At 38.4% G+C, this 21,967-nt stretch carries 23 protein-coding genes; 14 read left to right on the top strand and 9 right to left on the bottom strand.

The window, feature by feature from the left end; translation table 11 throughout:
• Window positions 1-334: 334 nt before the first annotated feature.
• Window positions 335-1,249: a DMT family transporter gene (locus tag JF53_RS13075; protein WP_047981038.1), complete on the top strand. Its 915-nt coding sequence runs from the start codon at window positions 335-337 to the stop codon at window positions 1,247-1,249.
• A 65-nt stretch (window positions 1,250-1,314) separates the two neighbouring features.
• Window positions 1,315-2,169: a DegV family protein gene (locus tag JF53_RS13070; RefSeq protein ID WP_047981066.1), complete on the top strand. Its 855-nt coding sequence runs from the start codon at window positions 1,315-1,317 to the stop codon at window positions 2,167-2,169.
• Window positions 2,170-2,197: 28 nt separating this feature from the next.
• On the opposite strand, the gene JF53_RS13065 is transcribed toward JF53_RS13070, so the two are convergent.
• Both JF53_RS13065 and JF53_RS13060 read right to left on the bottom strand, forming a co-directional pair.
• Entirely contained in the window at window positions 2,198-2,929 is a 732-nt protein-coding gene (locus JF53_RS13065; protein ID WP_047981037.1) for an alpha/beta hydrolase, read from the bottom strand.
• Window positions 2,930-3,048: 119 nt separating this feature from the next.
• Window positions 3,049-3,450, bottom strand: a complete 402-nt coding sequence (locus JF53_RS13060) for a YppG family protein (protein ID WP_047981036.1) — start codon at window positions 3,448-3,450, stop codon at window positions 3,049-3,051.
• 400 nt (window positions 3,451-3,850) lie between these two features.
• Here JF53_RS13060 and phnD point away from each other — a divergent pair, with 400 nt between their 5' ends.
• From phnD to JF53_RS13030, 6 genes are all read left to right on the top strand, one after another.
• Window positions 3,851-4,753 (top strand): phosphate/phosphite/phosphonate ABC transporter substrate-binding protein, encoded by a 903-nt coding sequence (gene phnD, locus JF53_RS13055; protein ID WP_047981035.1) that lies wholly within the window; start codon window positions 3,851-3,853, stop codon window positions 4,751-4,753.
• Between the two features lie 116 nt (window positions 4,754-4,869).
• Window positions 4,870-5,652, top strand: a complete 783-nt coding sequence (gene phnC, locus JF53_RS13050; protein ID WP_047981034.1) for a phosphonate ABC transporter ATP-binding protein — start codon at window positions 4,870-4,872, stop codon at window positions 5,650-5,652.
• Window positions 5,653-5,668: 16 nt separating this feature from the next.
• On the top strand, window positions 5,669-6,439 hold the full coding sequence (gene phnE, locus JF53_RS13045; protein ID WP_236686953.1) for a phosphonate ABC transporter, permease protein PhnE: 771 nt from the start codon (window positions 5,669-5,671) through the stop codon (window positions 6,437-6,439).
• Window positions 6,439-7,239, top strand: a complete 801-nt coding sequence (gene phnE, locus JF53_RS13040; RefSeq protein ID WP_047981032.1) for a phosphonate ABC transporter, permease protein PhnE — start codon at window positions 6,439-6,441, stop codon at window positions 7,237-7,239. The genes phnE (JF53_RS13045) and phnE (JF53_RS13040) overlap by 1 nt, the downstream gene beginning before the upstream one ends.
• A gap of 64 nt (window positions 7,240-7,303) precedes the next feature.
• A complete protein-coding gene (locus tag JF53_RS13035; RefSeq protein WP_047981031.1) occupies window positions 7,304-8,890 on the top strand; it encodes a bifunctional metallophosphatase/5'-nucleotidase in 1,587 nt (528 codons plus the stop codon).
• Window positions 8,891-8,969: 79 nt separating this feature from the next.
• On the top strand, window positions 8,970-9,617 hold the full coding sequence (locus tag JF53_RS13030) for a VOC family protein (RefSeq protein ID WP_053071890.1): 648 nt from the start codon (window positions 8,970-8,972) through the stop codon (window positions 9,615-9,617).
• A 134-nt stretch (window positions 9,618-9,751) separates the two neighbouring features.
• Here the strand turns inward: JF53_RS13030 and JF53_RS13025 are convergent, their stop codons facing one another.
• On the bottom strand, window positions 9,752-10,072 hold the full coding sequence (locus JF53_RS13025; RefSeq protein ID WP_047981030.1) for a thioredoxin family protein: 321 nt from the start codon (window positions 10,070-10,072) through the stop codon (window positions 9,752-9,754).
• Window positions 10,073-10,141: 69 nt separating this feature from the next.
• On the bottom strand, window positions 10,142-10,957 hold the full coding sequence (locus JF53_RS13020) for a DUF368 domain-containing protein (RefSeq protein ID WP_047981029.1): 816 nt from the start codon (window positions 10,955-10,957) through the stop codon (window positions 10,142-10,144).
• A gap of 156 nt (window positions 10,958-11,113) precedes the next feature.
• Between JF53_RS13020 and JF53_RS13015 the strand changes: the two genes are divergently transcribed.
• The gene (locus JF53_RS13015; protein ID WP_047981028.1) at window positions 11,114-11,443 is read left to right on the top strand and encodes a PadR family transcriptional regulator; all 330 of its coding nucleotides are present in this window, start codon (window positions 11,114-11,116) and stop codon (window positions 11,441-11,443) included.
• A 1-nt stretch (window position 11,444) separates the two neighbouring features.
• Complete coding sequence (locus tag JF53_RS13010) at window positions 11,445-12,137, top strand: DUF1129 family protein (protein WP_047981027.1); 693 nt, start codon at window positions 11,445-11,447, stop codon at window positions 12,135-12,137.
• 40 nt (window positions 12,138-12,177) lie between these two features.
• On the opposite strand, the gene JF53_RS13005 is transcribed toward JF53_RS13010, so the two are convergent.
• On the bottom strand, window positions 12,178-13,356 hold the full coding sequence (locus tag JF53_RS13005; protein ID WP_047981026.1) for a CapA family protein: 1,179 nt from the start codon (window positions 13,354-13,356) through the stop codon (window positions 12,178-12,180).
• 179 nt (window positions 13,357-13,535) lie between these two features.
• On the bottom strand, window positions 13,536-14,687 hold the full coding sequence (locus JF53_RS13000) for a thiolase family protein (RefSeq protein ID WP_047981025.1): 1,152 nt from the start codon (window positions 14,685-14,687) through the stop codon (window positions 13,536-13,538).
• Between the two features lie 162 nt (window positions 14,688-14,849).
• On the opposite strand from JF53_RS13000, the gene JF53_RS12995 reads away from it, so the two are divergent.
• From JF53_RS12995 to JF53_RS12980, 4 genes are all read left to right on the top strand, one after another.
• Window positions 14,850-15,275, top strand: a complete 426-nt coding sequence (locus JF53_RS12995; RefSeq protein WP_047981024.1) for a DUF4064 domain-containing protein — start codon at window positions 14,850-14,852, stop codon at window positions 15,273-15,275.
• Between the two features lie 25 nt (window positions 15,276-15,300).
• Window positions 15,301-16,227: an ABC transporter ATP-binding protein gene (locus JF53_RS12990; RefSeq protein WP_047981023.1), complete on the top strand. Its 927-nt coding sequence runs from the start codon at window positions 15,301-15,303 to the stop codon at window positions 16,225-16,227.
• Window positions 16,220-17,173, top strand: coding sequence for an ABC transporter permease (locus JF53_RS12985; protein ID WP_047981022.1), 954 nt, complete (start codon window positions 16,220-16,222; stop codon window positions 17,171-17,173). Before JF53_RS12990 ends, JF53_RS12985 begins: the two co-directional genes overlap by 8 nt.
• Before the next feature lie 123 nt (window positions 17,174-17,296).
• The gene (locus JF53_RS12980) at window positions 17,297-17,479 is read left to right on the top strand and encodes a hypothetical protein (RefSeq protein ID WP_047981021.1); all 183 of its coding nucleotides are present in this window, start codon (window positions 17,297-17,299) and stop codon (window positions 17,477-17,479) included.
• A gap of 69 nt (window positions 17,480-17,548) precedes the next feature.
• Here the strand turns inward: JF53_RS12980 and treR are convergent, their stop codons facing one another.
• From treR to treP, 3 genes are read right to left on the bottom strand one after another with little or no spacing between them, the layout of a single operon-like run.
• Entirely contained in the window at window positions 17,549-18,259 is a 711-nt protein-coding gene (gene treR, locus JF53_RS12975; protein WP_047981020.1) for a trehalose operon repressor, read from the bottom strand.
• Window positions 18,260-18,278: 19 nt separating this feature from the next.
• Window positions 18,279-19,937 carry an alpha,alpha-phosphotrehalase gene (gene treC / locus JF53_RS12970; protein WP_047981019.1) on the bottom strand — a complete coding sequence of 553 codons (1,659 nt, stop codon included), beginning with the start codon at window positions 19,935-19,937 and terminating at the stop codon, window positions 18,279-18,281.
• Window positions 19,938-19,960: 23 nt separating this feature from the next.
• Window positions 19,961-21,871: a PTS system trehalose-specific EIIBC component gene (gene treP / locus JF53_RS12965; RefSeq protein ID WP_083443634.1), complete on the bottom strand. Its 1,911-nt coding sequence runs from the start codon at window positions 21,869-21,871 to the stop codon at window positions 19,961-19,963.
• Between the last annotated feature and the right edge of the window lie 96 nt (window positions 21,872-21,967).

Raw genomic sequence — 21,967 nt, 5'->3', positions numbered from 1 at the left:
TGAAAAGCATGGATACAGAACACTTAAAATTTGATATTGTATGGATCCGTATGAATTTTTCCATAATTTTATTAACGTGGAAAAAGGCCTAGCCGTAATGGAAAAGCTCTGAAAGCATTTTCCGATTACACGGGAGACCTACATAAATGTCTGATTTAATCAGACGATAAGCACCGTGGCAAATTAACCGTTAGTTTATGATACCATACATGGAACAAAACAAGCTAGTTACAATATGATTTTTAATTTCGTACATGGTAATATTAAAGTTAGAGCTTCTATCCATTAGAGGATTGTTTTTATACTAAACATACATGTAGGAGGATTTTAAAGCATGAGAGTCCCTCCATTTAACCCCTATGTCGCAGTTGTGGTCGGGGTAATATCGGTTTCCACTTCTGCCGTACTAGTCAAATTAGCCAGCGAAGCACCAGCAGCCATTATCGCTAACTATCGACTATTATTCGCTGTATTATTAATGGCACCGATTATCCTGTTAAAATATCGTCACGAGTTCAAGCTGATTCAAAAAAAAGATTGGATTCTATCCATCGTAGCAGGTATATTTTTAGCATTTCACTTTATTCTCTGGTTTGAATCCTTAAATTATACATCAGTTGCGAGTTCGGTTGTGCTCGTCACCTTGCAGCCAATTTTCGCCTTTATTGGAACGTTTTTATTTTTTAGGGAGCGTTTTACACCGGGAGCAATTATAAGTATGATTATTGCAATCTTAGGTAGTGTCATTATAAGTTGGGGTGACTTCCAACTTAGTGGTATGGCCTTATTCGGAGATATTTTAGCCTTTATTGGCGCGATTGCAATTACAGCTTACTTCTTATTAGGACAAAACGCACGTAAGCGACTATCGTTAATGACATATACCTTTGTTGTGTATGGGGTTAGTTCTATCACGTTAATTGTGTATAATCTCCTGGTACAGAATCCTTTTGTTGGTTATCCAGCTGACAACTGGATCATTTTCCTTGTACTCGCAATCGTCCCTACCTTTTTAGGGCATACCTTGTTTAATTGGGCCTTAAAATGGTTAAGTACGTCGACCATTAGCATGGCTATTGTGTTTGAACCAATTGGAGCATCTATCCTCGCCTATTTTGTTTTACACGAAAAAATAACATGGTCACAATGGCTTGGAGGAACAATTGTGTTATTTGGTCTGTTTTTATTTATTGTGAGCACAACGAAGAAATCAAGTGTAACAATCTATAAAAAAAATTCAACGAGTTGATCCTATGTTTCCAGCAGGTAACACGTTATAATAAAGAAAATACTTTAGAAGAAACAGGTGATTCTATGACAATTCAGTTAATGACTGATGGCGGTTCGGATATTCCAAAGGAACTTATGGAGCTAATCGATATTGCTGTTGTTCCACTTTATTTAAATTTTAATGATAAACAATATAAGAGCGGTGTTGAGCTAGATCTTCCCGAGTTCTATCGTAAAATAGCCGAAACAAAAGAATTACCTCGCTCAGCCGCACCGAGCCCGAACGACTTTTACGAAGCATTTAAACGAGTGGATCCAGCAAAGAAGATTATCATGCTAAGTCTATCCGGCGGATTAAGTAGCACGTATGATAATGCAGTCACTGGTAAGCAAATGCTACTAGAGGAAGAACCAGAACGTGTTATCGAAGTTCTGAATACTAAAACCGCAAGCAGTGGCCAAGCACTATTACTATTTGAAGCGTATCAAAAAATAAACGAGAATGCTTCCTTTGACGATATAGTTGCACATTTAAAGCAGCAAATAAACCATACGACAACATTATTTGTATTAAAAACACTTGAGAATTTAGTATTAGGTGGTCGTCTTGATAAAGTAAAAGGAACATTAGCGAAAACACTAAATATTAAGTTGCTAATGAAGGGCAGTGAGGAAGGTACCATTGAAGTTGCGGAGAAAGTTCGAGGGGACAAGAAGTCTATCCGCCGCTTTGTTGAACAAATCGGTGAATACGCCAAAACCGTTGAAGACAAAATATTGGTCATGACCCACTGCAATGCCAGCGAGCGCGCGAAGGCTGTCTTAGCTGAAATTAAAGCTAACTATCCGTTTAAAGGCACCTATGTTACAGAAATGGGACCATTAATTTCTACATACGGAGGAGAAGGAGCGTTGGTTATAGCGTTCTTCAAAGACTAACAGGTCGGCAAAATGCCAACCTGTTTTTTTATACGGTATCTGCAGGATAATATGGAAAATCCGTCTTCCTTGGAGACTTAATTAGAAAGTCGTAAATCATTTTATTTAATGTATCCTTATCATTTCCTAAACAAATCAAATGTCTCGAGCGTTCGAAAAACACGACTTCTTTTTGCTTAGAAGGTATTTCTCTATCTAGATAGTAGGCCGTTTTATATGGCACAACACTATCCATCTGCCCTTGTGCGATGAGCACTGGGGATTGCACACCTTTTAAATACCCTCTTGTCGCTCGCACAAGCTTTAGAAACTCAATATTTGCTCGTAACGGTACAGCGCCTAGTTTTTTCTTATAATGTTGATAGATTTTGTTTTCTCCAAGCTTCCCAGTGACCCCATCTTTTAGTGCTCCTCCAATATCCACACCAATTTGTTTTACCGATAAATATTTGCCTGCCGTTGCCAGTAAAACTAGCTTATCTACCTTATATTTAGCGGCTAGATAGGCTGCTATCATACCTCCCATTGAAAATCCGATAATGTAAATTTCATTATAGGTTTCTTTCAGTTGTATCAATGCCCGTTCCGCTGTTTCAATCCAGTTTTTATAGGTGACATTTTCAAGCGCTAACTCTTTTCCATGTCCAGGTAATGTTGGAACAGTTATATGCCAGTTCGTATTATCCTTTAAGTAATCCGTAAGTGGCTGTAATTCATATGGACCACCCGTAAATCCGTGTATAACCAAACAACCTATCATGGTTAATTCTCCTTTTTAACATAATACAAGCCAAAAAAGCAAAAGGTCTTTTTTTCTTTTGCCCATTTTCACACGAAATATTACTTATGGCTCTCATACTCCCACCAGCTTATATCCAATTAACGGAATGTCTTCATAAAAGCACCAAATTGTTTAATAATTGGTGATACCTGATGATACGTACTAGCAACTTGACTGACCGTAGTTAACATTTTATCTAGATTAAACTGTCCATTTTGATTCTGAAATTGAGACGGGACTCCTGGCGAAGGACCGCCGCCTGCTTGATAATAATCCCCTTGAATCTCCTGATTCTGATTTGCCGCATACCAATCTTGGGGTTGCTTTGGTTTGGCGAATTGTTCATATGGAGACACCGGCTGTTGATACATGTAATTGCTTGGAGGTTGTTGTGACTGATACGGATTCTGTGGCGGTTGATTTGTCTGAAATGGTTGTTGGTATGGTGGATATGGTTGATTAAATTGGCGCTGATACGGAGGATTTCGATATGTTCTCACGTACTACACCCTTTCTCGCTAGCCTTTTACTACACGTTATGCAAGTAGCTTATCGTATGTGTGTCATCACCACGAAAAAACACACACAATTGATAAAGTTTACCAATAGTTTCGCCAATGATTTTCCATGTAAATTTTACTTCATAATATCTATCTCCTGTTCGCTATCATGAATAGCTGTAAGATATTACGGTTTTTGCTTTAAAAATCATGCCATACCAAAATTATTACATACTATTTAAAGCAAAATCCGAATATTACATACCCAAAAATGTCGATTTTTAAGGAAAAATTGTAAAAAAGGTGTAAATTCAAGAAAAAAAGCCTAGCTTTTTTCACAAAATTGTTATTTAATAAAATAGTAAGCTTTATAATCTTTATATTTCATAGGAGGGTCACAATGAAGAAACTTTATGGTCTAGTGCTTATCGTAGCATTAGCAGTAGTATTGGCAGCATGTGGATCAAACGATGCAGCAAATCCGGATACATTGGTAATAGGATTTGTACCTTCACAGGATTCAGATACAATTGCTGATACAGTTGAACCGTTAGCTGAACGCTTAGGAGAAGAATTAGGTAAAGAAGTAGAGCCGAAAGTAATGACTAGCTACAGCGCATTAGTAGAAGCAATGGGAGCTAACCAAGTACATATTGGATTCGTTCCAGCATTTGGTTACGTTCTAGCAAATCAAGAATATGATGTTGAAGTTATTCTTAAATCTATCCGTTATGGTTCTGGAACGTATAAAGCACAATACGTTGTTCGTACTGATTCTGGAATTGAAAGCCTTGAGGATTTAGAAGGTAAAGTTTGGGCTTATGGTGACCAATTATCAACTTCTGGATACTTATTCCCAGCGAATGAGCTTATGGAGAAATTCGGTATAGAAACTGCAGCAGAACTAGAAAATGAGTTCTTCAGTGGAACAGTTCAATCAGGTGGTCATGATAACTCTGCTTTAGCGGTATACAACGGAGAAGCTGATGTTGCTACAACATTTGATGATGTACGTACAGAGTTAGAAGCAGACTATCCAGATGTTATGGATAAATTAACTGTACTAGACTATACAGCTGAAATTCCTAACGATACCATTTCAGTAACAGCTGACCTTGATGATGAGCTTGTACAAGAAATTAAAGATATTCTATTATCTTTCAATGAAGATGATGACATGATTACCATCATGAAAGAAGTTTACAACTGGGATGCTATCTCAGAAGCTACTGACGAAGAATATGATGTTGTTCGTAAAACATACGAGAAGTTCAGAGAGAACATCTCCATTGATGACCTATAAAATTAACTTGAAAATTTGATAGTAAGGAAAAGGGAAGGGTTTGCAACTTCCCTTTTTCCTTGCTTTAATTACTTGTTATAATAGAGAAAAATGCCTGTACTGGAGGACTAGTAAAAATGATAGAGTTTAAGAATGTAGGTTTAGTGTACCCAAATGGCACTGAAGGGTTAAAAAATGTAAATGTGACCATTAAGGATGGGGAATTCGTTGTTATTGTTGGACTTTCCGGAGCTGGAAAATCAACTTTTATCCGAAGCATTAACCGTTTGGTTACCCCTACATCAGGTTCTTTAGAGGTTGATGGAGAGAATATACTAGATTATAAAGGTAAGAACCTTCGAAAATTACGCACAAAAGTTGGGATGATTTTTCAAAATTATAACCTTGTCAAACGTTCCAATGTTTTTAAAAACGTGCTAGCTGGCCGTCTTGGTCATACTGGAACATTACGATCAATACTTGGTTTATTTAAAGAAGAAGATAAGGCGTTAGCATATGAAAGTTTAAAACGCGTTAATATAGAAGAAAAGCTTTATAACCGTGCAGATGAATTAAGTGGTGGACAACAACAACGTGTTAGTATTGCTCGCGTGTTAACACAACAACCGAATTACATCTTAGCTGATGAACCAGTAGCATCACTTGACCCACCGACATCACATCAAGTTATGTCTTATTTAAAGAAAATCAATAAAGAAGATAATATCACAACGATTGTTAACCTACACTTCATTGATATGGCAATGGAATATGCGGATCGTATTATCGGGATGCGTGCTGGAGAGGTTGTATTTGACGGACCAGTATCAGAAGTAACCGAGAAGACATTTGAAGAAATTTACGGTCGTACGATTCGTGAGGATGATTTACGTGGAGGTGCAGATAGTGACGGAGAATAAGAAACAACCACTATCGATGTACCCTAGCAAAACAAAAAAGCAAGTAACCGTTATCGGACTAGTTATTCTTGTTATGTACTTATTTAGTATGTATTGGACCCAACGAGAAATGGTTGGTGGTTTTGGCGGAGCCCTAGGAAATATGTTCCGAGTAATCGAGAAATTCTTTCCACCGAATTTCTCCGTTATACCAGATATTATGGGACCGTTATTTCAAACCATTCAAATGGCTATTATTGCAACAACGATCGCTGCGATTATAACCGTCCCATTAGCATTATTATCAGCGCAAAATGTAACAACCTTTAAACCGTTATATTATGTTACGAGAACTATTTTAAATCTATTACGTACCATTCCGGATATCGTACTAGCGGTAATTTTTGTTGGACTATTTGGTATCGGGTTATTCCCTGGTATTCTAGCACTTATCGTATTCTCTTTAGGAATTTTAGCGAAATTAATAAGTGAAACAATCGAAGCGGTCGATATGAATCCACTAGAAGCAATGCGTGCTTCTGGTGCAGGTACATTGCAAATGATTTATTACGGATTAATCCCACAAGTCATGCCGCAATATACATCATTAGTTCTGTATGTATTTGAAATCAATATTCGTGCATCAGTTGTATTAGGATATGTAGGCGCTGGTGGTATCGGATTAGTATTAAACCAACAAATCGGTTTCTATAACTATCCAAACGCCATGGCGATTATTATCATGATATTTGTTGTTGTCATTATCATTGAATATATCAGCAATAAACTAAGGGAGGCATTAATCTAATGGAAGCATTACAACTACCTCCAAAGCCTAAGAATTCTGCCTTTCGAATTGCAAAACGAATTCTTATCGCACTAATTGTTATCGCGCTCTATGTATGGACGTTTCTAGGAATTGACATTAATTTCGGAAAAGCCATGAGTCAAATGATGCAAAATTTCGGCACTGTCATAATTGGCCTATTTCAGCCTAACTGGGCTGCATCTGGTGATGTAGCACTTAGTATGCTAGAAACGATTGCCATCGCATTTGCTGGTTCCTTAATGGCTGCTATTCTTTCGATTCCATTAGCATTCCTAGCAGCTAATAACATGATCGGCGGGAAAATTGCTTCCACTATTGGAAAATGGATTTTATCTGCGGTTCGTGCTTTCCCAGACATTATCCTAGCTATTCTTTTCGTTGTTGCAGTTGGTCCGAACGCATTTGCTGGGGTACTTGCCATTGCCATCGGTTCTACTGGTATGCTTGGTAAAATGTTCTCAGAAATCATCGAATCAATCGATATGGAAGTTGTTCATGCCATGGAAGCAAACGGCGCAAATAAAATACAAATCCTATTCTTTGCGGTTATGCCGCAAATCATCCCAGAATTCCTATCGTACGCAATCTATCGTTTTGAAGTAGATATTCGTGCATCATCCATTCTTGGGATTGTAGGTGCAGGTGGTATTGGTACGATGATCTTCTTTGCATCCTCCAACCGCGACTGGCATCAAATGGGAACGATTCTGTTAGGAATTATCATCGTCGTTACTATCATTGACTTTGCATCAGCAAGAATTAGACGTAAAATTGTATAATAGTTACCTAGGAGACGGAATTAAAGAAGCAAACCTCTTTAATTTCGTTTCTTTATGAGAAAGGATGTTCATATTGGCAAATACAACTACAGTAAAAATCGTTTATACCAGTGATGTGCACGGTAATGCCATGCCAATCTTATACGGTTCCAATGAAGTAGCCGATTTAGGCTTAGCAAAATACGCCTCCATTGTAAAACGTATACGCAAGGAAAACGAGAACGTCCTTGTTCTAGATAATGGGGATCTTATTCAAGGTACACCATTAATGACCCACTATGTAAAAGAACATGCTACGCAAGAAAACCCAATGATAGGCATTATGAATCGCATCGGCATTGATGCTGGTGTCATTGGGAATCATGAATTTAACTTTGGAAAGAAAATTTTAACGAATGCTATTAAAAGCTCCAACTATCCTTGGCTATCAGCTAACATTGTCACAGACGATGGAAAACCATACTTCGGTAAACCTTATCTGATAAAAGACCTTCCCAATGGTGTACGTGTTGCTATTGTTGGTGTGACAACCCATTACATACCGAATTGGGAATCTCCCGCACATATTGAAGGAATTCAGTTTCATGATGCGTTAGCCACATTAAAGCATTGGGTAACCCATATTCAGAAGGAAGAAAAGCCCGATTTAGTAATCGCTTGCTATCACGGTGGATTTGAACGTGATTTAGTGACCGGAGAACCAACCGAAGCGTTAACTGGTGAGAACCAAGGCTATGCCATGTGCCAAGAAATTGAAGGGATAGATATCCTACTTACCGGACATCAACACCGTATATTAACTGGTAAGGTTAATGGCGTTTTAGTTGCCCAGCCTGGTAATAACGGCAAAATGTATGGCGAAATACACGTAGAATTAAAACAGCAAGATGACGACGAGTGGCAGCTAGTTGAGAAAGAAGCAACTATCATTCCGATTGGCGATACAGAACCAGATAATGAGATTCTTTATTATATGGAAAACATCGAAGCATCCACCCAAAGCTGGCTAGATCAGCCAATTGGATATATCAATGGGGATATGACAATTACAGATCCTTTTCATGCCAGAGTCGTTAAACATACGTTTGTTCAATTTATCCAAGACGTTCAGATCGAAGCAAGTTCTGTGGATATCTCTGTCACTTCCCTTTTAAATAACGAGTCCAAAGGCTTTAGCTCTGTTGTAACCATGCGGGATGTAGTTTCGAATTACATGTATCCAAACACACTTGTCGTCTTAGAACTAACTGGAACTAATATCAAACTAGCATTAGAAAAAAGTGCCGAGTACTTCACACTCGATGAGGCTGGGGAGATTACAGTCAATCCTACGTACATACATCCTAAGCCACAGCACTATAATTATGATATGTGGGAAGGAATTCATTACACGATAAACGTTGCAAAGCCGGTTGGATCACGAATTGAAAATCTGACCTATCATGGCGAACCATTAACAGCGGATGGAACCTATCATGTCGTCTTTAATAACTATCGTGCAAACGGTGGCGGGAACTATGATATGTTAAAAAATAAACCAGTAGTAAGAGAAATCCAGCAGGATACCGTGGAATTAATCCATGCTTATTTCGAGAAATATAAAACGGTAAATGCTCACGTAATCCATAATTTCAAGGTTATTGCAGACTAACGAAAACCCGTACTATAAATTGCATTTCTAGTTGGATAAGGTATTATTAATACCATATAAAAATAGGGAGGGATATAGAATGCTTGCACTTGATCACATTGTCATTGCTGGGAAAAACGCAGAAAAAGATAGTGTTTCATTTAACAAAAGGCTTGCTATTAAAGCAATAAAGGGTGGCGAACACGAACATTGGGGAACTTACAACTATCTCGCCTATTTTTCAAATGAGAGCTATATTGAATGGCTAGGAATTCGAGATATTACTATAGCAAAGCAAAGTGATAACCCTCTCATTCAGCATTTAGTATTTCTACATGAGAAAAATCAAGCTGGTCCTTTTCAATTTGCCCTACGAACCGATCAGATGGATGACTATATCACCCATTTTGAAGAAAATAATATACCTTATAAAGGTCCCTTCCTTGGAAAGCGGCAGCAACCTGATGGGACAGTTTTAAAATGGCGCATGCTTTTTCCGACATATGATTACCAAACTGGTATGCTACCATTCTTAATTGAATGGATACATCCTTCGAATGGTCCATCACCCATCAGTCTAACTAATTCTCAAGCAATAACCAACGTATCATACAGTGGTGTTGACAAAGATGCATTTAGCCATATCTATCAACTGAAAACAAAGAAAAGCTTTTCCAATCAATTTTCACTACAAAACACCAAGATTGTTTTTAATAATGATGAGAAATTAGGCTTTGAATTGATCTAAAGAACAAAAGTGTTATGATAAGGTAAAATCCGAACGTGGTTGCACGTTGCACGTTACCCGCTTTCCATCGGCGGCTAGTGTCTTGTTCGTCTTTTTACCTTACCATTTCACTTGTGTGCCAAGCTGATTTACTCTTATCCTAATTGTTGATGAAGAAATTCTGTGACGGATTCCGGTGATTTTGTGAATGCACTATGCTGATGTGCTAGTTTTTCACCGCGTTGGAAGATTAGAATGCTTGGTATGCCCATTACTTCATATTTCCCAGCAATTCCCTCAAGTTCATCCGTGTTAACCTCATACCATTTATAATGTTGGAACTCCTCCAGCACGCCATCAATAAACATGTCCATTCGTTTGCAATCTGGACACCAATCAGCAAAAAACTTTATGATTACAGGATCTTCGCTTTGAATTACCTCGTTGAATTTTTCCATTGTTTGGATATATTCCATGTCTATCTCTCCTTTTTGTTAACTACCCTCATTGTATCCATTATCATCATCTTTGTCTTATTGTTTGCTTTACTCGTTATATTCTACTTTCCCTAAAATAAAGGCAACAAACAACCCAACCGCAAAGGTTACTACACTAATTAAAACCATGGTCGTACTACCAGGCAATCCCGGGAACACAACAAAAATAGATCCAATTACAAGCCCGATAATGACGGCAAATGTCGCATTACGAAAATGCACTAAGAAGTAATTAATTAATTTACTCATCGTCAAAATTCCTAATACAATCCCAACCCCGACCACTGCAATAATATCCAATTGCAGATTACTGATTGCACTGATTACCGTTGAATATACACCAATTACCAATAAAATAAACGATCCACTAATCCCTGGCAAAATCATAGCTGCACTTGCAATAAATCCAGAAAAGAACAGGAGAATATAGGTGGACATTGTTACCGTTTCAATAACCATCCCTTCCCCTTCATTCAAGAAGAGCATAGATCCTACTAAGATAGCACCGATAACGAGCAATATGTAATGTGTTGCTTTAAAATTCGTTTTAGCCTCTGCTTGATGGAACAAGTAAGGTAAAATACCAATAATCAACCCTAAAAAGAAAAACTGCGTAGGCCCTGCATAATGCTCAAATAACCATTCAATCAACCGACTTAATAATAAAACAGCCGCTCCTATTCCAATTCCTAACGGGATTAGAAAGCTTAAATGCTTTTTCCATTCCTTACTTAATAATCCGTTAATAGCTGCAATTAAACGATCATATATCCCCAATAGCACCGCAATCGTTCCTCCGCTTACACCCGGAATAACGTCACTCGCACCCATAATTAATCCACGATATATATTTTTCCATTCCATTCGTATCTTTCTCCTTTTAAATAAACGCTACTATCTATCATAGCAAATAATGGTTGCATTTTATAGAATAAGTTGTATACTGAATATAAGCTATTTTGTTATACAAGATAGCTATCTCTATTTCAGGTATCTTGCACTACAAGGTAGGTGAATGTATTGTCATTACGTAGTCAATTACTTAAAGGAGTACTAGAGGGCTGTATTTTATCCATCATCAATCAACAGCCTACATACGGCTATGAGCTTTCGGTTAAATTGCAGGAATTTGGGTTAGATGATGTTAGCGAAGGATCGATTTATCCAATATTACTCCGACTTCAAAAGGAAAATTTAATTCAAGGGAGCCTGCAGAAATCCGAAGTTGGACCTAAGCGTAAGTATTATCATCTCACAAATGACGGCCAAGTGGCATTACGTGAATTTAAGAATCAATGGGAAAACATTAAACTTCCAGTCGATAACATTATTCAAAAAGGGGAGAAGTAACATGATTTCAAAGGATATTATCCGCTTAAACAATGAAATGCGAGAAAAGTTAACAGAAGAAAATAAAAAAATCTATGAAGATATGCTCGTTTACATTCGATTAAATGCCAAAAAATCGGAACAAGACACCGAAGAAGTTTTATTAGAAATATTGGAGCACTTGCTTGAAGCACAGTCAGCAGACAAAACAGCCTATGATGTATTTGGTGATGATTTAAAACAATACTGCGATGAACTGATTGCAGAAATCCCTGGTGAAAAGCAGTCAAAAACACTCCTGTTTGGTTCTTATCTGGTTTTCTATTTTCTAGGTATCATAGGCATCCTTTATGGCGTTATCAGCTACGCCATCTATCAATTTTTTCAAAAAGGTTCTAATGAATTTACATTCTCACTAGGATCCGGCATAACTATCGTACTAATTGATTTAGTATTACTTTTTATCTTCGTTAAGTTAGTATTAAAATGGATGAAAAGCACCATGTTCCGTAAAAAGCAAGTTAAAAAATGGGTTGAGTTTTTCCAAATATGGTTAATTTGCACCGCTTATATTGGAATTTCATTAGCAGGAAGTATTTTCATGCCTGACTTCGGTGTACCCATCACTATTCCTGTCATTTATATCGCGGGAATCGGTGTTATCCTTTATATTGTTTCAGTCATACTAAATAAAAAATACCGACTTACAAAGTAAGACAAAAAGCTCATCCATTGAATCTGGATGAGCTTTTTTACTAATCTTCTATAAATGTTAACTCTGGCATCCATTGTGACATATGTGCCTTAATTTCTTCATAGTGTTGCACTGCATTCGGTAACTCTTGATTTGTTAATTGATACATCGGGATTACTTCAAAATTCCTCCAATTTACATACCGCACATAAGTAGGGAGAAATTCCGGTGTATGGACGTCAATGGTTGTTTCCCCACCAGATAGTGTTTTCGTGATTGAAAACTTGAGCATGCCACCGATTTGGCGATAAAACTCATCCTGGCCAGATAGGAAGTTTCCTAAAGAATAGGCAACTAATGTTTTATTTCCAGCTTCACCAGTTACCCACTCTATCGGCTGTAACACGTGTGGATGATGTCCTAAAACAACATCGACTCCTTGATCTGCCACAAACTGAACCAGATCTTTTTGAGCTTGATTTGGCATACGTTCATATTCATTACCAAAGTGTAAGCTTAGAACAACGACATCCGCTTTATCCTTTGCTTCGCCAATTGCCGTAGCGATTAGTTCTTGATCGATTAAATTCACTAAATAATCTTTTCCTTCTGGGACAGGAATACCATTTGTTCCATACGTATAAGAAAGAAAGGCAACTGATACCCCTTCTTTCGTTTCATATACTCGTAGGTTATCCTGATCCTGCGTATCCTTATAGGCACCAGTATACATCATATCAATACTTTCCCAATGCTCTATCGCACGCTGAATCGCTTCTTCTCCACGATCCAGCGTATGATTATTCGCCAGTGAGACAACATTAACGCCTGCCCATTTGAGTGCGTCTCCAACCTCTGTCGGACTGTTAAAGGTAGGATAAGATGACAGACCTAATGCTTCGCCACCAATCATTGTTTCTTGATTCGCTACCGATATCGTAGTATCACTAAGAAATGGTTTTACACGTTCAAGCATTGGCTTAAAGTCAAAGCCACCATCAACTTTGGCATCGTTATACACACTATTATGAATTAGCATATCGCCAATGGCAGCAATGGAGATTTCTTGTTTGATTTCCATTGTTTCTTTCGGTTGTTTGTTTTCAATGCTTTTACCGGGATGTGATGCAGCGATTTTTTCATCACCAGACCCATTCTCAGATGTTCCTGTACTACAAGCAACTAACAGAAAACATAGGAAAAGCAGTATAAAAGACCCTTTCATAATTCCCCTTATCATCCAAATGCTCCTCTATCTTTTTAACTAATCATATCATATATCCATGCAAATTTTTCCAAATAATTATCAATTTCTCCATTTTTCCACATGGTTGTCCAATACGCTTAGTATCCGTAAGACAAAAGGATGCATACATGATTAATAAGGATAATTGTTTTACAGGGATCCCTAAAACATCATCATGGTAATCGTTCAATAATCGTAGCGTTCGCCATTCCCATTCCTTCACAAATCGCAAGCAGACCGTATCGTCCATTTGAACGTTCCAATTCATACAGAAGTGATGTCATTAATTTCGTTCCTGTTGCTCCGAGAGGATGACCTAAGGCTATTGCGCCACCATTTACATTTAATTTTTCTGGATTTGCTTTTGTATCTGCTAGCCAAGCAAGTGGAACAGAAGCAAACGCCTCATTCACCTCATACCGATCCATGTCATCGATTGTTAGACCCGCACTCGCTAGCACACGCTTAGTTGCCTCGATGGGGCCTGTTAGCATGAAGGTTGGATCTGATCCAACTACTGTACGGGCAATAATCCTCGCTTTTGGTTTCAGCCCTAAAGCATTCGCTTTTTCCCGTGACATTAGTAGTACTGCACTCGCGCCATCACTCATTTGACTTGCATTCCCTGCCGTTATCATCCCATTCTCTTGGAAAACCGGCTTCAGCATCGATAACGCCTCTAAAGAGGTATTTTTCCTCGGTCCCTCATCGACTGTAATAGTCTGTTTATTCCCTTCTTTATCGGTTACTTCGATCGGAACAATCTCGGATTTAAATACGCCTGAAGCAATCGCACGGACTGCCTTTTGATGACTTTGAAAGGAATAACTATCCAACTGCTCTCTTGTAAATTCCCACTTTGTAGCGATTTTTTCAGCAGAAATACCTTGATTAACTATTTCATATTGCTTGGTCAAACGTTCGCTTGGCACTACATCCCCCATATTGGCGGACATTGGAGAACGAGTCATGCTCTCGACGCCTCCTGCTATTACTACATCCATATCACCCGCCGCAATCGCTTGTACTGCAAAATGTATCGCCTGTTGACTGGATCCACATTGACGATCAATGGTCACACCTGGAACAGCTACCGGAAATCCAGCAATAAGAGCTGCGGTCCGGGCTACATTCCCACCCTGTTCATTAATTTGCGTTACACAGCCAGCAATCACATCTTCAACTTCCTGTTTTGGAATGGATGTGCGCGCTATTAATTCCGCTAAAACATCAGCAAGCAAATCATCAGCACGATAATGTGCAAAATAACCGCCTTTTCTTCCTACCGCGGTTCGAACCCCATCTATCAAAACAACCTCTCGCATTTTTTTCCACCTCTTTTACTAACATGTTAAATTAGCTATATTATATGCGATAAATTCACAAAATTCTATATCATGATGAATTTACAAAGAATACATGTTAATGAAACAAATTATGTATTAAAATCGTATAGGATAGTACTAACTTTTAAGGGGGGTTACAGAATGAAACGAACAGCGGAAATTACGTTAGGAATTATCGGGATTGTATTCTACGTCTTTTCGATTTTGGTTGGCGCAGTACGTCTATGGATGGAAAACAATCAGGATTATTTACGAGATTTCTTGTTAGACAATCAGGAAGATTTCTTACTTACACCGGAAGATATTGATTTGCTATTTGATGTCCTCGCCACTGGAGGAATCATTGTAGTCATCATGCCAATCATTGCCGTCATCTTAGGCATTGTTGCAATGGTTTTCCTAAAAGGAGACAACAGACCAGTTGCTGCAGGTATCATTTTAATTGCAACAGGTGTTCTTTATGTCATTATTACTGGTGGTGGCGGAATTCTAAGTGGAATTCTATTCCTTATTGCCGGAATTCTTTGCTTAACGCGGAAACCAAATACAATTATTGAAGCACCCTAAATAATAAAAACGGAGGAGTAATGACATGCAGGCAGCCATGGAATTAATTGGAGTCAAGAAGACAATAGGAAAAAAAGAAATTATAAAAGGCTTAGATTTCTCCATTAATAAAGGAGAAGTATTCGGCTTCATCGGCCCAAACGGTGCAGGTAAAACAACTACCATTCGAATGATGGTTGGATTAATGAAGCTTACTGATGGTGATATCCGGATAGTTGGTCATAGTATAAAAAATGATTTTAAAAATGCCATCGCTGAAGTTGGTGCAATCGTAGAAAATCCAGAGATGTATCCATTTTTGACCGGCTGGAAAAATCTAAAGCATTATGCTCGTATGGTACCCGGCATAACAGATGAACGAATTGAAGAAGTCGTGGAGCTTGTTGGACTGACAAAAGCCATTAAGGAAAAAGCAGGGCGATACTCCTTAGGTATGAGACAACGCCTAGGGATAGCACAAGCCTTATTACATAAGCCGTCCATCTTAATTCTAGATGAACCAACAAACGGATTAGATCCTGCAGGCATTCGTGAAATCAGGCACTATATTCGTAAACTAGCAACAGAGGAAAAGGTCGCTATCATTATTTCGAGTCATTTATTATCCGAAATTGAGCAGATGTGTGATCGGATTGGCATTATTAAAAATGGTGAAATGATTGCCATACAAGCTGTTAATGAGGCAAATACGGATTCAGAAGCTAAGACATTAAGCCAGGTGAAGATGGAGGTCTCTCCTATCGCACAAGCTACAGAACTACTGAAATCTAGCTTTAATATAGACGCTGTATTAGATGGTGACACCTTGTCGTTTTCCTACGAGAAAGCAATGATACCATCCCTAATACAAGCACTTGTAAAACAGAACATATCCATCTATCAAGTAGATGTTTCGAAAACTAGCTTGGAAGATAAATTCTTTGATTTGATTGGAGAGAATGTCATTGGGTAATTTCTTGAAACTTGTATACAATGAACAATTAAAATTATATGTCCGAAAATCCACTTGGATTATGTATGGCATCATTGCAATTTTAACGATTGGTATCGCCACACTTACGCTAACGTTTGATGACCCCGTAACCTCTTATAGTGACGATAATTGGGAGTCTCAATTACAAAAAGAAAATGACGTTTTAACAAAAGAAGGCAAAGACGATGAATATATGGCCTCTTTCAATAATAGTATAATTGCAACGAATAATTATTATTTGGAGCATGATATTCAACCAGAAGGATATGGCGCCTTCCAATTCACGTTAGATAATGTAGGATTACTTTCACTTGTAAGCTTATTTACGATTATTATTGCAGCAGGAATTGTCGCAAGCGAATTTCGCTTAGGGACAATTAAGTTACTTCTGATACGCCCGATTTCCAGATCGAAGCTCTTATTATCGAAATATGTTTCGGTTCTGTTATTTGCACTTATCACACTGCTAGCACTTCTTTTCTTTTCTTACATTGTTGGTGCCCTCTTCTTCGGATTTGATGGTATCAATCCATCTATAGTTATGGAGAAATCTAGTGGACTGGAATATGTTTCAATCCTAGGCGAAATAGTATCCGGCTACGGGTACGGCTTAGTAAATCTTGTCATGATGGCGACATTTGCCTTTATGATTTCATCTGTCTTCCGAAACAGCTCTTTAGCAATCGGTATCGCTATTTTCTTAATGATGGCGGGGAATTCCATTGTAGGATTCTTTAGTAACTATGATTGGGTAAAATATATTCTTTTTGCTAATACAGACTTACAAGTATATGCAGATGGAAATTCTCATTGGATTGACGGAATGTCACTTGGATTTTCCATTACAATGTTAGCTGTATATTATGCGATATTCATGGTACTTTCCTGGACTTTCTTCACCAAACGAGATGTTACTGGACATTAATAGGAGAAAAGACTCACACCTAAGAGAACATGTGGTATATAATAAAGGGCGAGATATAAAAGAACTTCTCCTATTCTAAAAAATCGGTACAGTTACCGATATCTCCTTTTTGAGGTGTTCGTAATGAAGCGTTATTTAACAGTACTATTTCTTATTTTAGCTGCTATCATCTTATTCGTTGGTTTACGAATTGATTTGCAGTGGACTGGTGCAGTAACATGGGGGCTAACCCTCATATGTTTAATTTTTTCAGCTTACTTCACAAAATATATCCCTGATGAAAAACAGGCGAAAAAGAGGAAGTAAACAATCATTTGTTTACTTCCTCTTTTAAAATTTATGCGCAGTAAAATGGAAAAACATCCAAGTTCGTAATCATTTCATTCGTCTGGCGAAATCGACAAACCGGAATTTATCCGGGCGATGTCTTGATTCCGTAATTTGAAACAGACTTGCATCATCAAGATATACTAAGCTTTTGATGACCACAATCGTGTTATAATCTTGTAAATCTAATAACGCTTTATCTTCTTCAGTCGGCTCTTCCACAGTGATTTCCTTTTGTGCAAAGCCGATTGTCAATCCTAAATCTTGCTCCAGGTGCTCATATACCGATCCCTGACAGATTTCCTTCGATAATAATGGAACGAATTCCTCTGCGAAATAATCTTTATCAACTATTATTCGCTCACCTGTAATTTCACGCACGCGTGTCACATGCCAAATACGACCGGAATCGATTTGAAATTTACTATAAATTGGTTGTTCCTTATCGACATAGCCGATATCAATTACCTTCGTCCTCGTATCCAGCTTTAAATTAGTCGCTAATTCCTTAAAGCTAACAATCCCAGAGACCGGAAAGGAGAATTTATTTACATCCAAAATCATCGAGCCTTTCCCTTGAATCTTTTGAATGTAGCCATTTTGGGATAATAAATTCAATGCCTTTCGCACGGTTTCTCGAGACGTATTATAAAGTAATGCTAGTTCATTTTCAGATGGCAGCATGGAAAATGCAGCCCATTCCCCATGCTTAATTTTCGTAACTAGTTCATCATATATCGTGACATATTTCTTCTGCATCGCGTACCTCATCGGTCATTTATTTTACATAATACACGATGGATTCGTATGGTCTTAACGTAAGATTTGCCGTAATGGTTGAATCCGGATAGTTAGACAGCAAAATAGTGGTACTAGCATTAATTTCTACTGGAAGCGTTACTGTTACCTCCGAATCATAGAAATTGTTAACCACAATTAGTTGTTCACCATTCCAATTACGTGTATATGCAAAGACTTGTGGATTATCTGGTAATAATAATTGATAATCCCCATACGTAATAATATCATATTTTTTACGCAGTTCGATTAATGTTTGATAATGATTAAAAATAGAATCGGATGCTTTTAATGTTTTTTCTACATTAATTTCTTTATAATTTCGCGCGGGCTCAATCCATGGTGTGCCGCTTGTGAAGCCTGCATTATCTTCTGCTGACCATTGCATTGGCGTTCTTGAATTATCGCGTGATTTTTGCTTCAAGATGTCTAGTATTTCTGCTTCTGACTTGTCAGCCTTTTTCATGATTTCAAAGGCGTTCAACGATTCTACATCACGATATTCCTCGATACTAGTGAAATTAGGATTTGTCATCCCGATTTCTTCCCCTTGGTAAATGTACGGTGTTCCTTGCATCATATGAATTGTGGTCGCCAGCATTTTGGCGGACTCTATGCGATACGTTTCATCATTCCCAAAACGAGATACGACACGTGGCTGATCATGGTTGCACCAGAATAATGCATTCCAGCCGCCACCTTCATGCATCCCCACTTGCCAATCAGAAAGGATTTTCTTCAGTTCCAGAAAATCAAATGGCGCACGCGTCCATTTTTCACCGTTTCGATAATCTACTTTTAAATGATGAAATTGGAACGTCATATCCAATTCGTTTCGTTCAGGCTTCGTATAAAGCACACAATTTTCTAATGTTGTCGATGACATTTCACCTACAGTCATCATATTATACGGTGAAAAAGCAGCCTGATTTAATTCATGTAAATACTCATGAACACGCGGGCCATCCGTATAGAACTTCCGCCCATCACCTGACGAATCATCTGGGAACTCCTGATTCTTGGAAATTAAATTAATCACATCAAGACGAAAACCATCAATCCCTTTTTCCGCCCAGAAGCGAATCATCTCTTGGATTTTTTTGCGAAGCTGCTCATTTTCCCAATTTAGATCTGCTTGGGTAACATCGAATAAATGTAAATAATACTGCTCTGTTTTGTCATCATATTGCCAAGCAGAACCACCGAACTTCGATATCCAGTTGTTCGGTTCCCCACCATCTACGGCATCCTTCCAGATGTAAAAGTCTCGGTATGGGTTATCCTTCGATGAGGCAGCTTGTTTAAACCATTCATGATCTGTCGATGTATGGTTGATAACTAAATCCATAATTAATTTCATGCCGCGCTTATGGGTTTCTGATAAAAGGGCTTCGAAGTCCTCCATCGTTCCATAATCCGGTTCAATATTATAATAATCACTTATATCATAGCCGTTATCCATTTGTGGTGACCGGTAAATAGGTGTCAACCAAATGACGTCGACACCTAGCTCCTTCAAATAATCTAGTTTTTCGGTGATTCCACGAATATCTCCGGTCCCACTTCCAGTTGTATCGTTAAAGCTTTTGGGGTAAATCTGATAAATGACGGCTTTTTTCCACCATGGCTCTTGTAGCATGTGCTTTCACTCCTAGTATGTTGTTATCTCGGAAGTCTACGTTTAGCAATAATAAAGGTAATGATAAATGGTACGATAATAACAATGGCCATTCCGATTAAGAACGCTGGCCAATCCCCACCCACAATTGATAGTGGTGCAGGAATACCACCAACTCCAACCGATGTTGCTTTTACCTTAAAGAAGGTGATAAATGCACCGGCAATGGCGGTTCCAATAACCGCTGCGATGAATGGATAGCGATAGCGTAAGTTAACACCAAACATAGCAGGCTCAGTTATACCAAGCCATGCGGATATACCAGACGTACCAGCCAATCCTTTTAGCTTTTCTTCCCTTGCAGCAAACATAATAGCAAATACGGCTGCACCTTGAGCAATATTAGATAAAGCAAGAATCGGCCATAGGAATGTTGATCCTGTGCTACCGATAAGCTGTAGGTCGACAGCTAGGAAGGTATGATGCATTCCGGTAATTACTAATGGTGCGTAAATCGCGCCGTAAATAAGTCCGCCAATTATTGGGAAGGCATCAAAGATAGCCACTAGACCATCGGTGAGCCATGAACCAATCGTAAAGGTAATAGGGCCAATGATAATAAATGCTAAAAATCCAGTTACTAATAATGCAATAGGTGCTACAATTAATAATTGCAATGAATCAGGCACGCGTTTCCTTAAGAATATTTCTATTTTTGCTAGTACCCAGGAAGCGAGTAAAACTGGCAACACTTGCCCTTGGTAGCCTACTTTTTCAACTTCTAACCCGAATAAATCCCATTTCGGTATTGTTCCCGAATCTAATGCATCCCCATATGCCCAAGCATTTAATAAATCTGGATGAACTAAGATTAATCCAAGTACAATCCCTAATAACTCACTACCACCAAAACGCCTCATAGCCGACCAACCAATTAGTGCCGGTAAAAATGTAAAGGCTGTGTTGGCAATGATGTTAATCATATTGGCTATACCTGCCCATGATGGATATAACTCCACAATAGGCTCATCTGTGAAAATAGGATTAACTAGTATGTTATTTATCCCCATCAGTAAACCAGCCGTTACAATGGCAGGTAAGATTGGGATGAAAATATCTGCTAGTGTTTTAATAGCACGCTGTAAGCCATTTTGCTTTTGACCACTTAAGGCTTTTACTTCCTCCTTAGAGGATTCTTTCACTCCAGCCTCCGTAATCATGGCTTTAAATACTTTATCAACTGTCCCTTGCCCAATCACGACTTGGAACTGTCCATTCGCTGAAAATACACCCTTTACGAGCTCCATACCTTCTAGCTTTTCTTTATCAACTTGCTCTTCGTCACGTAAAGCAAACCGTAATCGGGTAACACAATGTGTAGCTGCTTCGATATTATCTAATCCGCCAACAGCTGCTACGATTTCCTTCGCTTCTTCACCATATTGCGTAGCGGATTTGGCAGTTGCTTTAGATTGTGTTGCTAATGCTTTTTGTGTCGTTCCTAATAGGACAGAGTCTAATGCAATGACGTCCTTTTCATCTGTTTTCGAAATCGCTTCCAATTGATCGCCATTTGTAATTACAATTGGTGTTATCGTGCTTTTTGCATTTTGACGAATGAAATCCAAGTCAAATGTAACTAACACGTCCCCTGCTTTGATGTGATCTCCTGCTTGCACATGGGTTTCGAAGCCCTCTCCGTTTAATGAAACCGTCTCTAAACCGATGTGGATCAATACTTCCACACCTGAACTGCTTAATAATCCAATCGCATGTTTGGTCGGAAAAACCTGGATTACTTCCCCATCAAACGGGGCAACTAGTTTCCCCTCACTCGGTTCAATTGCAATTCCGTCCCCCATCATCTTTTGAGAAAATGTTGGATCTGGAACATTTTCAAGCGGTACAATGTTTCCACTTAGCGGTGCATAAATTAACTGCTCCTTGTCTTGCATTGCCATAACATACTCCCCTTTCAATTTAAACTTGTCTATACATGTTTTAACTAACCATCACAATTATAACTTGTATATACAAGTTTATGCAAAGGT

The organism is Ornithinibacillus contaminans (assembly GCF_001038425.2).
GTDB classification, from domain to species: Bacteria; Bacillota; Bacilli; order Bacillales; family Amphibacillaceae; genus Ornithinibacillus; species Ornithinibacillus contaminans.
This window is presented reverse-complemented; position numbering and strand designations above follow the sequence as displayed.

Bases quoted from the DNA above. Each gene is read 5' to 3' on its own strand.
- JF53_RS13005 (WP_047981026.1), bottom strand. From the start codon at position 13,356: ATGATAAGGGGAATTATGAAAGGGTCTTTTATACTGCTTTTCCTATGT.
- JF53_RS13020 (WP_047981029.1), bottom strand. From the start codon at position 10,957: ATGGAATGGAAAAATATATATCGTGGATTAATTATGGGTGCGAGTGAC.
- JF53_RS13010 (WP_047981027.1), top strand. From the start codon at position 11,445: ATGATTTCAAAGGATATTATCCGCTTAAACAATGAAATGCGAGAAAAG.
- phnE (WP_047981032.1), top strand. From the start codon at position 6,439: ATGGAAGCATTACAACTACCTCCAAAGCCTAAGAATTCTGCCTTTCGA.
- treC (WP_047981019.1), bottom strand. From the start codon at position 19,937: ATGCTACAAGAGCCATGGTGGAAAAAAGCCGTCATTTATCAGATTTAC.
- phnD (WP_047981035.1), top strand. From the start codon at position 3,851: ATGAAGAAACTTTATGGTCTAGTGCTTATCGTAGCATTAGCAGTAGTA.
- phnC (WP_047981034.1), top strand. From the start codon at position 4,870: ATGATAGAGTTTAAGAATGTAGGTTTAGTGTACCCAAATGGCACTGAA.
- JF53_RS13000 (WP_047981025.1), bottom strand. From the start codon at position 14,687: ATGCGAGAGGTTGTTTTGATAGATGGGGTTCGAACCGCGGTAGGAAGA.
- JF53_RS13075 (WP_047981038.1), top strand. From the start codon at position 335: ATGAGAGTCCCTCCATTTAACCCCTATGTCGCAGTTGTGGTCGGGGTA.
- treP (WP_083443634.1), bottom strand. From the start codon at position 21,871: ATGCAAGACAAGGAGCAGTTAATTTATGCACCGCTAAGTGGAAACATT.
- JF53_RS13070 (WP_047981066.1), top strand. From the start codon at position 1,315: ATGACAATTCAGTTAATGACTGATGGCGGTTCGGATATTCCAAAGGAA.
- treR (WP_047981020.1), bottom strand. From the start codon at position 18,259: ATGCAGAAGAAATATGTCACGATATATGATGAACTAGTTACGAAAATT.
- JF53_RS12990 (WP_047981023.1), top strand. From the start codon at position 15,301: ATGCAGGCAGCCATGGAATTAATTGGAGTCAAGAAGACAATAGGAAAA.
- JF53_RS13035 (WP_047981031.1), top strand. From the start codon at position 7,304: ATGTTCATATTGGCAAATACAACTACAGTAAAAATCGTTTATACCAGT.
- JF53_RS12995 (WP_047981024.1), top strand. From the start codon at position 14,850: ATGAAACGAACAGCGGAAATTACGTTAGGAATTATCGGGATTGTATTC.
- phnE (WP_236686953.1), top strand. From the start codon at position 5,669: ATGTACCCTAGCAAAACAAAAAAGCAAGTAACCGTTATCGGACTAGTT.
- JF53_RS13065 (WP_047981037.1), bottom strand. From the start codon at position 2,929: ATGATAGGTTGTTTGGTTATACACGGATTTACGGGTGGTCCATATGAA.
- JF53_RS12980 (WP_047981021.1), top strand. From the start codon at position 17,297: ATGAAGCGTTATTTAACAGTACTATTTCTTATTTTAGCTGCTATCATC.
- JF53_RS13030 (WP_053071890.1), top strand. From the start codon at position 8,970: ATGCTTGCACTTGATCACATTGTCATTGCTGGGAAAAACGCAGAAAAA.
- JF53_RS13025 (WP_047981030.1), bottom strand. From the start codon at position 10,072: ATGGAATATATCCAAACAATGGAAAAATTCAACGAGGTAATTCAAAGC.